The sequence below is a fragment of the Geomonas sp. genome, assembly GCF_035254065.1.
Lineage (GTDB): Bacteria > Desulfobacterota > Desulfuromonadia > Geobacterales > Geobacteraceae > Geomonas.
Window position 1 is genome coordinate 1 of record NZ_DATFBA010000093.1, and the last position, 10,892, is coordinate 10,892.

12 protein-coding genes and 2 tRNA genes are annotated in these 10,892 nt (G+C 60.4%); 12 read left to right on the top strand and 2 right to left on the bottom strand.

Translation table 11 applies throughout. From position 1 onward, the window contains the following. Both tssK and VJ604_RS04780 read right to left on the bottom strand, forming a co-directional pair. The coding region (tssK, locus tag VJ604_RS04775) for a type VI secretion system baseplate subunit TssK (protein ID WP_324080240.1) at positions 1-399 on the bottom strand (399 nt) is incomplete at its 3' end. A gap of 12 nt (positions 400-411) precedes the next feature. Then, complete coding sequence (locus VJ604_RS04780; RefSeq protein ID WP_324080241.1) at positions 412-1,005, bottom strand: type VI secretion lipoprotein TssJ; 594 nt, start codon at positions 1,003-1,005, stop codon at positions 412-414. A gap of 336 nt (positions 1,006-1,341) precedes the next feature. Between VJ604_RS04780 and VJ604_RS04785 the strand changes: the two genes are divergently transcribed. The 12 genes from VJ604_RS04785 to VJ604_RS04840 all read left to right on the top strand — a co-directional run bounded on the left by VJ604_RS04785 (position 1,342) and on the right by VJ604_RS04840 (position 10,803). Continuing rightward, a tRNA-Val gene (locus tag VJ604_RS04785) sits at positions 1,342-1,416 on the top strand. Positions 1,417-1,498: 82 nt separating this feature from the next. Then, the gene (gene thrS, locus VJ604_RS04790) at positions 1,499-3,409 is read left to right on the top strand and encodes a threonine--tRNA ligase (protein WP_324080242.1); all 1,911 of its coding nucleotides are present in this window, start codon (positions 1,499-1,501) and stop codon (positions 3,407-3,409) included. Between the two features lie 11 nt (positions 3,410-3,420). Continuing rightward, positions 3,421-3,945, top strand: coding sequence for a translation initiation factor IF-3 (gene infC / locus VJ604_RS04795; RefSeq protein ID WP_324080251.1), 525 nt, complete (start codon positions 3,421-3,423; stop codon positions 3,943-3,945). 32 nt (positions 3,946-3,977) lie between these two features. Next, on the top strand, positions 3,978-4,175 hold the full coding sequence (gene rpmI / locus VJ604_RS04800) for a 50S ribosomal protein L35 (protein ID WP_324080243.1): 198 nt from the start codon (positions 3,978-3,980) through the stop codon (positions 4,173-4,175). A gap of 158 nt (positions 4,176-4,333) precedes the next feature. After that, positions 4,334-4,687 carry a 50S ribosomal protein L20 gene (rplT, locus tag VJ604_RS04805; RefSeq protein ID WP_324080244.1) on the top strand — a complete coding sequence of 118 codons (354 nt, stop codon included), beginning with the start codon at positions 4,334-4,336 and terminating at the stop codon, positions 4,685-4,687. Positions 4,688-4,764: 77 nt separating this feature from the next. Then, a complete protein-coding gene (gene pheS / locus VJ604_RS04810; RefSeq protein WP_324080245.1) occupies positions 4,765-5,781 on the top strand; it encodes a phenylalanine--tRNA ligase subunit alpha in 1,017 nt (338 codons plus the stop codon). 179 nt (positions 5,782-5,960) lie between these two features. After that, positions 5,961-8,366, top strand: a complete 2,406-nt coding sequence (gene pheT / locus VJ604_RS04815; protein ID WP_324080246.1) for a phenylalanine--tRNA ligase subunit beta — start codon at positions 5,961-5,963, stop codon at positions 8,364-8,366. Positions 8,367-8,460: 94 nt separating this feature from the next. Beyond that, entirely contained in the window at positions 8,461-8,742 is a 282-nt protein-coding gene (locus VJ604_RS04820; protein WP_324080247.1) for an integration host factor subunit alpha, read from the top strand. A 3-nt stretch (positions 8,743-8,745) separates the two neighbouring features. Continuing rightward, positions 8,746-9,084 (top strand): MerR family transcriptional regulator, encoded by a 339-nt coding sequence (locus tag VJ604_RS04825; protein WP_324080248.1) that lies wholly within the window; start codon positions 8,746-8,748, stop codon positions 9,082-9,084. Between the two features lie 13 nt (positions 9,085-9,097). Then, positions 9,098-9,174, top strand: a tRNA-Pro gene (locus VJ604_RS04830). A gap of 361 nt (positions 9,175-9,535) precedes the next feature. Next, on the top strand, positions 9,536-10,168 hold the full coding sequence (locus VJ604_RS04835) for a paraquat-inducible protein A (RefSeq protein ID WP_324080249.1): 633 nt from the start codon (positions 9,536-9,538) through the stop codon (positions 10,166-10,168). Continuing rightward, positions 10,165-10,803 (top strand): paraquat-inducible protein A, encoded by a 639-nt coding sequence (locus VJ604_RS04840; RefSeq protein ID WP_324080250.1) that lies wholly within the window; start codon positions 10,165-10,167, stop codon positions 10,801-10,803. Before VJ604_RS04835 ends, VJ604_RS04840 begins: the two co-directional genes overlap by 4 nt. Positions 10,804-10,892 lie beyond the last annotated feature (89 nt).

The following is a 10,892-nucleotide window of genomic DNA, read 5'->3' on the forward strand; positions in this document are numbered from 1 at the left end:
AGAGAGAAAGCGGGTGTGAGCGGATGCCGCAGCCGACGGGGAATCGAGGACGGTGACGTTTTCTCCCGTCTCGTCCCACCTCTTCAAGCCGAGGTAAACCTGGAGCGGTTTTCCTTCGGACAGCTCACCGTGCAGGGAGCGAGGCTCCAGCCAGGCGTTGCCGGGGAAGTGGACGAAGGTGCCATCCTGGAAACGGAAGGATCCCGAGCGGAGCTTGAGGCAGTAAGTGCTGAGGGCGCCGAGGTCGATCTGCAGGTCTGCCACCCCCCACAGATGAGGTGTCTGGTAGGCGAGGGCGGGGATCAGTTGGGCAAGGAGAGCGCGGTCCTGCAGCTGGAAGTGCTGCGGCTGCAGGAAAAGCCCCTGGTGCCAGAAAAGTGGGCGCTGCACGTCAACCATTTCCCCCTCCGCTCAATCCTTCTGGCTGACCGGTGTCGCCTGCACCTCTTTCAACTCCTGCGGGCCCAGACGGAGGTCGATCCTCATCTTTTGCGGTATCTGCAGTACGGCGCCTTCCCGTTTCACAATGGCGAGCGGGACCGGCAAAGACGCCGTCATCCCCGCCCGCTGCACCTTGTAGTAGCCGGCGGCGAAAGCGATGAAGCGTGCGCCGTCCGAGCGGTCCAGGGCTTGCTCGAGGGTCTGGCCGGGTTGCAGCACGAAGCGCCGGGCGTACAAGACCGAAGGGTCGAACCTGCCGCAGTCGAGGAGCTTTTGCAGGCCCCCCTTTTCCTCCTGCAGCTGGTTGAAGGCGTTGGGGTCGCGCAGGTGATAGGTACAGAGCAGCAGCGTGTGCGGCTCCTTGTGGAACAGGTTCAGCAGCGGGTCCGCCTCGACGTGCAGTTGGATGGCGTCCTTTTCGTAGCGCCAGTCAGGAGGGAGGAGGTTGGGGAGAGGGGAAGAGACGACTTGGGGAGTGACTGCCGGTGACGGGTCGGAAGAGCAGCCCGTCAGGACGCCGTAGGCGATCAGCGTTAAGAGGAGTCCGGCAGCTAGGTCTCGCACTGGTTCCTCCTGGACCTGGGTCAATCGCCGGGCCCGAGAGGCAGGCCGCAGAACAAAGAGAGGTACTGGAGGCGCTTCTGCGCCAGAGAGGTCGTGCCGGTGCTGCGCCGGTAGTGCCAGTGTAAGGTCCTCTCCGGCGAAGCAACATAAGGGGCAAGTCTAGGCAAGGATTTTTACATTGCAAGCGGCTAATGTTTTTTTCTCGGGGAGCGGTTGCCAGGGGAGGGTGATTGCCTACCCCCTCTCTCCAATGAGAAAAACCGCAACGACCTTCAAAAACCTGTTGACTTTGTTATTCCGAATTGGTACAAAGTCCGAGTTGCACAGCAGGACAGCAGGCGCGTAGCTCAGGGGTAGAGCACTAGCTCGACACGCTAGGGGTCGGCGGTTCGAAACCGCCCGCGCCTACCAAAAGAAACAAACCTTCTAACGAGGTTCGACAGAGGCATCGGGTTTCGATGCCTCTTTCTGTTTTGCTTAAAAGGGGCCCACGATGAACGAGATTTCGGTCAAACTTCCGGACGGTTCGGAAAGGAAACTGCAAGCAGGGGCTACCATTTACGATCTGGCCGCATCGATCGGCGCCGGACTCGCCAAGGCCGCCATCGCCGGCAAGATCGACGGCAAGCTGGTGGATACCTTCGCCCAGCTCACCGACGGCGCTGCCGTGGAGATCATCACCGAGAAGAGCCCGGAGGCGCTGGAGATCATCCGCCACTCCACCTCGCACCTGATGGCCCAGGCCGTCAAGCAGCTCTTCCCGCAGGCCAAGGTCACCATCGGTCCGGCTATCGAGACCGGTTTCTATTACGACTTCGACGTGGATCATCCCTTCACCCCGGAAGATCTCGAGAAGATTGAAGCGAAGATGCGCGAGCTCGCCAAGGCCGATCTGAAGATCGAGCGCCAGGAGCTCTCCAGCGCGGACGCGGTCGCTCTCTTCAAGAAGATGGGGGAGGATTACAAGGTCGAGCTGATCGAGGACCTGGGCGCCGAGTCGGTCTCCCTCTACAGCCAGGGCGACTTTACCGACCTCTGCCGCGGCCCGCACGTCCCCAAGACCTCCTACTGCAAGGCCTTCAAGCTCACCTCGATCGCGGGCGCCTACTGGCGCGGCGACGAGAAGCGCGCCATGCTGCAGCGCGTCTACGGCACCGCCTTCGCTGACAAGAAGGAGCTGGACGCCTATCTGGCTCGCATCGAAGAGGCCAAGAAGCGCGACCACAGAAAGCTCGGCCGCGAGCTGGATCTCTTCTCCTTCTCGGACGAGGTCGGCGCAGGTCTGGTCATCTGGCACCCGAAAGGGGGGATGCTCAGGACCATCCTCGAGGACTTCGAGCGCAAGGAGCACATAAAGCGCGGCTACGACATCGTGCTTGGGCCCCAGATCCTGAAGACCGAGCTCTGGCAGCGTTCCGGCCACTACGAGAATTACCGCGAGAACATGTACTTCACCACGGTGGACGAGCAGGGCTACGGCGTGAAGCCGATGAACTGCCTTTCCCACATGATGATCTACAAGTCGCAGCTTCGCTCCTACCGCGATCTGCCGCTGCGCTTCTTCGAACTCGGTATGGTGCACCGCCACGAGCGCGCAGGTGTCCTCCACGGACTGCTGCGGGTCCGCGGCTTCACGCAGGACGACGCCCACATCCTCTGCACACCCGACCAGTTGGACGGGGAGATCAAGGGCGTGCTCGCCTTCGTGAACGACGTGATGGGGATCTTCGGCTTCGACTACGAGATGGAGCTCTCCACCCGTCCGGAAAAGTCGATCGGTTCCGACGACGCTTGGGAGCTGGCAACGAGCGCTCTTCTGTCGGCGCTGAAAGACTCCGGTCGCCCCTTCGAAATCAACGAGGGAGACGGCGCCTTCTACGGCCCGAAGATAGATATCAAGCTGCGCGACGCGCTTGACAGGCGTTGGCAGTGTGCTACAATCCAGTGCGATTTTACCCTCCCAGAGCGTTTCGATCTCACCTACGTCGACGCCAACGGCGAAAAGAAGCGTCCGGTCATGGTGCACCGGGTCATCCTGGGCGCCATCGAGCGCTTCATCGGCGTCCTCATCGAACATTTCGCTGGGAACTTCCCGACCTGGCTCTCTCCGGTGCAGGCAATCGTGCTCACGGTCACCGATAACCAGATCCCGTACGCTGAAGCGGCGTTCAATACGCTGCGCGCGGCCGGTATTCGGGTGCAGAAAGATTTCAGGAACGAAAAGCTCGGCTTCAAGATCCGCGAGGCCCAGCTGCAAAAGATACCGTACATGCTGGTGGTCGGCGACAAAGAGGTGGAGAGCGGCCTGCTCGCCCCGCGCTACCGCGATGGCAAGAACCTGGAAGGGATGACACCGGAACAGTTCGTCTCCTTCATCGAATCGGAAGTCAAAAGCTTTAAATAGGAGGTGGCGTCATAGCTAAACCGACAGTAAACATCAATCAGTCCATCAGGGCCAAAGAGGTTAGGGTAGTAGGTGCCGAGAGTGAGCAGCTAGGTATTCTTCCGCTCCGGGAGGCCCTGGCTCTGGCCGAAAGCCAGCAGTTGGACCTGGTCGAGGTTTCGCCGACCGCCGTACCTCCGGTTTGCCGTATCATGGATTACGGCAAGTTCAAATACCAGCAGAGCAAGAAGCAGCAGGAAGCCAAGAAGAAACAGGTCCAGGTGGAGCTCAAGGAAGTCAAGCTCCGTCCCAAGACCGACACGCACGACCTGGAGTTCAAGCTCAAGCACGTGCGCCGCTTCCTGGAAGAGGGGAACAAGGCCAAGATCACCGTCGTCTTCAGGGGACGCGAGATCACCCACCAGGAGATCGGCATGGCCGCCCTGGAGAAGTTCGCCTCTGACCTGGCCGACATCGCCAATATCGAAGTACGTCAGAAGATGGAAGGGCGCAGCATGTTCATGATCGTTGCCCCCAAGACCAAAGTCGTCAAATAGACACATATCACCAATAAAGGAGCAGTACGCACATGCCTAAAGTAAAGACCCATAGGGGCGCCGCCAAGCGTTTCAGCAAGACCGGCACGGGCAAGATCAAGAGAAGCCACGCCTTCACCAGCCACATCCTGACCTCCAAGACCAGGAAGAACAAGCGTAACCTGCGCAAGGGCGCCATCGTGGCCGCAACCGACCACGCCGCTATCTCGCAGCTGATCCCGTACAAGTAAGAATTAAGGGACCAGGGGCTACGGACTAGGGACTGGTAACGGCATGTACCGCCGGACCGGTCCTTCGTCGTGTAGGCTCCCCCTTGCCGAAGTCCGAGAACCGTGAGGAAACCGTCTCCCCTTGCGGATCCGGCTAATAAAAACCAGAAGGAGTATGTATGCCAAGAGTAAAGCGCGGTTTTAAAGCGAGACAGAGAAGAAACAAGGTGTTGAAACTTGCCAAGGGTTACCGCGGCGCGAGAAGCAAACTTTTCAGGAGTGCCACCGAAGCGGTGGATCGCGCTCTGAACTACGCGTTTAGGGACAGAAGGGTCAAGAAGCGGGACTTCAGGGCTCTCTGGATCACCAGGATCAACGCTGCGGCGCGGATCAACGGTCTCTCCTACAGCAAGCTGATCCACGGCATGAAGCTGGCCAGCATCGAGATCGACAGGAAGGTCATGGCCGACCTGGCGGTTTCCGATCCGAAAGGGTTCACCGCCATCGCCGACGCTGCCAAAGCAAAGTTTTAACAAATACCGCAGGCATAAAAAAAGAAATGGGATAGCGATGTCTCATTTCTTTTTTTTTCCAACAATAGGGTCACGTCATGAAGGAAAAACTTGAAGGACTTTTGAGAGAGGCCTCCGCCGAGCTGGAAAAAGCCGCTACCGAGGAAGGTCTGCAGGAGATCAGGGTCAAGTACCTTGGCAAAAAAGGCGAGCTGACCTCGGTCATGAAGGGGCTGGGCTCCCTTTCCCCGGAGGAGCGTCCGGTGGTAGGCGCGCTGGTCAACACCGTGAAGGCGCAGCTGGAAGAGGCGATCGACGCCCGCGCGGCAGTGGTGCGCGAGCAGGTGAAGGCGCAGCGTCTGGCCGCCGAGAAGATCGACGTGACCCTGCCGGGCCGCCGCCGGCCGACCGGCTCCAAGCACCCGATCACCCTGGTCACCGAGGAGATCTGCTCCATCTTCGCGGCGCTTGGATTCGCGGTCGCCGAAGGTCCCGAGGTCGAGCACGACTTCTACAACTTCGAGGCGCTCAACTTCCCGAAGGATCATCCCGCGCGCGACATGCAGGACACCTTCTTCGTGGGTGACCAGGTGCTGCTCCGCACCCACACCTCGCCGGTGCAGATCCGCACCATGTTGAAGCAGCAGCCGCCGGTCCGCATCATCGCGCCGGGCACCGTCTACCGCTGCGACTCCGACGCCACCCATTCGCCCATGTTCCACCAGATTGAGGGTCTGATGGTCGACAAGGGGATCACCTTCGGCGACCTGAAGGGGATTCTGACCCTGTTCATCAACCAGTTGTTCGGCAAGGACATCGGGGTGAGGCTCAGGCCTTCCTTCTTCCCGTTCACCGAGCCGTCCGCCGAGGTGGACATCGCCTGCGTGATCTGCCGGGGCAAGGGATGCCGGGTCTGCAAGGAGACCGGCTGGCTGGAGATCCTGGGTGCCGGCATGGTCGACCCTGCCGTCTACGGGCACGTGGGGTACGACGCCGAGCTCTACACCGGCTTCGCCTTTGGGATGGGAATCGAGAGGATCGCCATGCTGAAGTACGGCATCGCCGACATGAGGCTGCTGTTCGAGAACGATCTCAGGTTCTTGAAACAGTTCTAAAAACCAAACCTTATCTAACAGGGATGAAGGGATGAAGGGGATAAAGGCAAAAGCCTAAACTCTTCAAGTACAAAACCAAGGCTTTTAAAGTAAAAAAGAGCTTTTTGTTTTTGGTTTTATCCCCTTTATCCCCTTCATCCCTGTTAAAAAAAGATTTTGATCTTATCGGTGGAACGAACATGATAGTTACCTATAACTGGATCAAGGAATTCGTCGATTGCGAGCTGCCGCCGGCAGAACTTTCCCACCTGCTCACCATGCTCGGCCTCGAAGTCGAGCGCATGGAAACCACCGGCGGCGGTATGGACGACGTCGTGGTCGCCCAGGTGGTGGAAAGAAACCAGCACCCCAACGCGGACAAGCTCTCGCTCTGCAAGGTGGATAACGGCAAGGAGCTCCTCTCCATCGTCTGCGGCGCCCAGAATTTCAAGGCCGGCGACAAGGTGGCCCTGGCCCAGATCGGCGCCACCCTGCCGGGCGATTTCAAGATCAAGCGCTCCAAGATCCGCGGCGAAGAATCCTTCGGCATGCTCTGCTCCGAGAAGGAGCTGGCGCTGGCCGAGGAATCCGCCGGCATCATGATCCTCCCCGAGGACGCCGTCATCGGCACCCCTCTTTTCGACGCGCTGGGCCTTAAGGACACCATCTTCGAGATCGGCCTGACCCCTAACCGCGCCGACTGTCTGAGCGTGGTGGGCGTGGCCCGCGAGGTCGCCGCCAAGCTGGGCAAGAAGGTGCATAACCCCGGCCACGAGGTGATCGAGAACGGCGCCCCCATCGACACCATCGCGCAGGTTTCCATCCACGCCCCGGACCTCTGCCCGCGCTACACCGCGCGCCACATCACCGGCTGCACGCTGGCGCCGTCGCCGGCCTGGCTGACCGACCGGCTGCGCGCCGCCGGCATCCGCTCCATCAACAACATCGTGGACGTCACCAACTACGTCCTCCTCGAGTACGGCCACCCGCTGCACGCCTTCGACTTCAAGCTGCTCGCCGGGGGCAAGATCATCGTGGCTGCCGCCGGCGAAGGGGAGAAGTTCCATACCCTGGACGGCCAGGAGCGCGAGCTCAACTCCAGCGACCTGACCATCCGCGACGGCGAGAAGGCGGTCGCCCTGGCCGGCATCATGGGGGGCGGCAACTCCGAGATAGGGGAGGGGACCACCGAAGTGCTCCTGGAGAGTGCCTACTTCAACCCCTCCGCCGTCAGGAAGACCTCCAAGCGCCTGGGTATCCACACCGAGTCCTCGCACCGCTTCGAGCGCGGCACCGACGTGGCGGGCCTCGTGCGCGCGCTGGACCGCGCCGCGCAGCTGATCGCCGACCTCTCCGGCGGCACCGTCGCCAAGGGGATGATCGATGTTTATCCGCAAGAGATCCAGCCGCGGGTGATCACCGCCCGGGTTTCCCGCATCAACCAGGTCTCCGGCCTCTCCCTCACCAGCGCAGAGGTGAAGGATCTCTTTGAGCGCCTGGAGTTCGAGGTGAGCGAGCAGGAGCCGGGCGTCTTCCGGGTCAAGGTGCCCCTTTTCCGCGTCGACATCGAGCGGGAGATCGACCTGGTCGAGGAAGTGGTCCGCCTGAACGGCTTCGAGAAGGTCGAGGCCACCCTGCCGCGTGCCTCTGTCTTCTCCGACCTCCCTTCCGACGAGCTGCGCCTCACCATGCGCCTGAAGGACCTGCTGGTCTCGCAGGGGCTCTCCGAGGTGATCAACTACAGCTTCGTGGCCCCTTCCAGCTGCGACAAAATCCTGCTTCCCGAGGAAGATTTCCGCACCAAGGGCGTCAAGCTCCTGAACCCGATCTCCGACGAGCTTTCGGTCATGCGCACCACGCTGTTGCCGGGCCTTCTGGAGACCGCGGTCAAGAACATCAGTTTCCGCACCCTGAACCTGCGCATCTTCGAGATGAGGCGGGTCTACCTGCCGGCCGAAGGTAAAGAGCAGCCGGAGGAGCCGCTCTACCTGGGTGCGCTGCTGACCGGCAATCGCGAGCTGGAGGGATGGAACCAGGCCAAGGGACAGGTGGATTTCTTCGACGTGAAGGGTATCGTGGAGACCATCCTGGACGAGCTGAACGTCCCCGGCGTCAGCTACACCGCCGACGAGCTCGATCCCTACTTCCACCCCGGCAAGGCCTGCCGTGTGCTGGCCGGCAGGAAGGAGCTGGGCTCCTTCGGCGAGCTGCACCCGTCGGTCCAGGAGAACTACGGCATAGCCGCTCCGCTCTACTACCTGGAACTGAACTTCGCAGCGCTCTTGCACGCCAGGAAGCCGCAGGGTACCGCCCAGGTTCCGTCCCGCTTCCCCTCCACCTTCCGCGACATCGCGATGCTCTTGCCGCTGGAAATCTCCGCGGCCGAGGTGACCGCCTGCGTGAACGGCGTGAAGGCTGCGGAGCTGGAAGGGGTGGAGGTGTTCGACCTCTACACCGGCGGCAACATCCCGCAGGGTCAGAAGAGCCTCGCCATCCGGGTCCGTTACGGCTCCAAGGAGAGGACCCTGACCGACGATGAGGTGACCCGCTTGCACCAGCGTGTCATCGATGCGCTCACCAAGAAATTAAATGTTTCCTTTAGATAAAAAGGGGTTGCGAAAACTAGAACGCTATGGTATTAGATTAAGCCGCTGTTGAGAGAACACATTCAAATGTAATGCGGGAGCTGTTGAGGGGGTTATGACCAAAGCGGATATCGTAGAAAGAATTTATGAGAAGGTAGGCTTTTCCAAGAAAGAATCTGCCGAGCTCGTTGAGACAGTATTCGATCTGATCAAGACCACTCTTGAGGATGGCGACAAAATCAAGATCGCCGGCTTCGGCAACTTCGTGGTGAAAGAGAAATCCGACCGCCGCGGCAGGAATCCCCAGACCGGTGAGGAGATCACCATCGTGGCGCGCAAGATCCTGACCTTCAAGCCGAGCCAGGTCCTGAAAAGCGCCATCAACAGCCAAGAGTAACGGATGACCGGCGGCATTCCCGACAAGCTTTATCTGCGGATCGGGGAAGTCTCGGCGATAACGGGGCTGCCTGCCTCGGTGCTCCGTTACTGGGAATCGGAGTTCGGTTCCCTGGCACCCAAGAAGAGTTCCACAGGCCAACGCCTGTACACCAAGAAGGATATAGAGCAGATAGCAGAAATTAAACAGCTGCTGTACGCCGAGAAGCTCACCATCGAAGGCGCCCGCAAGCGCCTGGCGGTGAAAAAAAGGCAACAGAAACCCGAACAGCCCACCGAGAAGCTCTCCACCATCATCGAGGACGTCAAGGTCGAGCTGAAGAACCTGCGGGATCTGCTGTAACAAAGGTTTTAATCGGTGCGTAGCGCAGCCTGGTAGCGCACTAGACTGGGGGTCTAGTGGTCGCTGGTTCGAATCCAGTCGCACCGACCATTTATAAAGCACTTACGGGAACCCGTAGGTGCTTTCTTTTTACCTGCTAGCCGTGTGCTCGAGCAGGGAGCGGGACGGGTATTCGGGGATAACGTGGTTGGGCCGTTCGTGCTGAGCCTGTCGAAGCATCAGCACCAACTTCTCCTGCTCTATCGCCGTCACCTGGTTCACGCTCCCTTCGACAAGCTCAGGGTGAACGGCTATTTTAAAGTTGCATGGTAAAAAGTGCTGTATGCCGGAGCGGGGTGATTTTGCTGCTGTCCGCCGGAGAGTTGTGCTAGCATTGAAGAGACGTTAACTATGCGTTTTAACTCGATCGCTGCCCGGCTAGGGCGGCGATAGCGATGGAGCGCCTTTCCAGATGGCGGAGTTGCCCGAAAAACTGATCGCCTGCCACGACTGCGACCTCTTGCAGCGGGAGGTCCCCTTGGGCAAGGGATGCATGGCCAGGTGCAGCCGTTGCGGAGCCGTCCTCTACCGCAACGCCACCGACAGCATCGATCGCACCCTCGCCTTCGCCCTGGCCGCGGCGGTGCTCTTTGTGGTCGCCAATAACTTCCCGATCTTTTCCATCGAGACCCAGGGCGACCAGAGCGCCATCAACCTCTACGGCGCGGTCCTCTCCATGTGGGACCAGGACATGAAGCCGATCTCGGTGGTCGTTTTCCTCACCGCCATCGTGGCCCCCAGCGTGGAGCTCATCTCCATGATCTACCTGCTGCTGCCGCTCAAGCTGGGGAGGATCCCGGCCGGCTACACGCTGTTCATGCGCACCCTGCAGTACGTGGAGCCCTGGGGGATGGTCGAGGTCTTCATGCTGGGCATCCTGGTCTCGCTGGTCAAGCTGACCAACAACTTCAAGGTGATCCCCGGCATCGCGCTCTGGTCCTTCGGCGCCCTCACCCTGCTGCTGGCCGCCACTGCCGCTTCTTTCAGCGCCCGCGACGTGTGGGCCCGCCTCTGGAAGGGGGGCGCGCGCGAGGTGCAGCCATGAACCGGAAAGGACTAAACGCCGCCAGGCTCGGCTACTATTCCTGCCACGTATGCAACCTGGTCTCCCGGCCCAAAAGCCCTTCGGCCCAGGTAAGCTGTCCGCGCTGCGGCACCGAGCTCCATTTCCGCAGCCCCGCCAGCATCACCCGCTGCTGGGCCTTTCTGATCGCTGCCTATATACTCTATGTGCCGGCCAACGTGCTGGTCATGATGGAGACCGGTTCGCTGATCAGCTACCGCAAAGACACCATCATGAGCGGCGTCATCCACCTCTGGAACAATGACAACCAGCTGATCGCCGTTATCGTGTTCGTCGCCAGCATCACCATCCCGATCCTGAAGCTGGTCTCGCTCACCTTTCTGCTGGTCTCGGTGCAGCTGCGCTCCAAATGGCGCCCGCGCCAGCGCACCGCCCTGTACCGGGTAGTGGAGGGGGTGGGGCGCTGGTCGATGCTGGACATCTACGTGGTGACCCTTTTGGCCGCCCTGGTGCAACTCGGCAACTACGCCGTGGTCAAGGCCGGTCCGGCCGCCATCGCCTTCGGTGCCGTGGTGGTGCTGACCATGTTCGCTTCCATGCAGTTCGATCCCCGCCTGATCTGGGATCCTATTCACGACGAGGAATCGCATGACTGACCCAACGGAAAATCAGCCACTTCCCGAGCTCCCCAACGCCGTCAGCGAACCGCGCAGGCGTTTCTCGATCCAGCTGGTCTGGATCATCC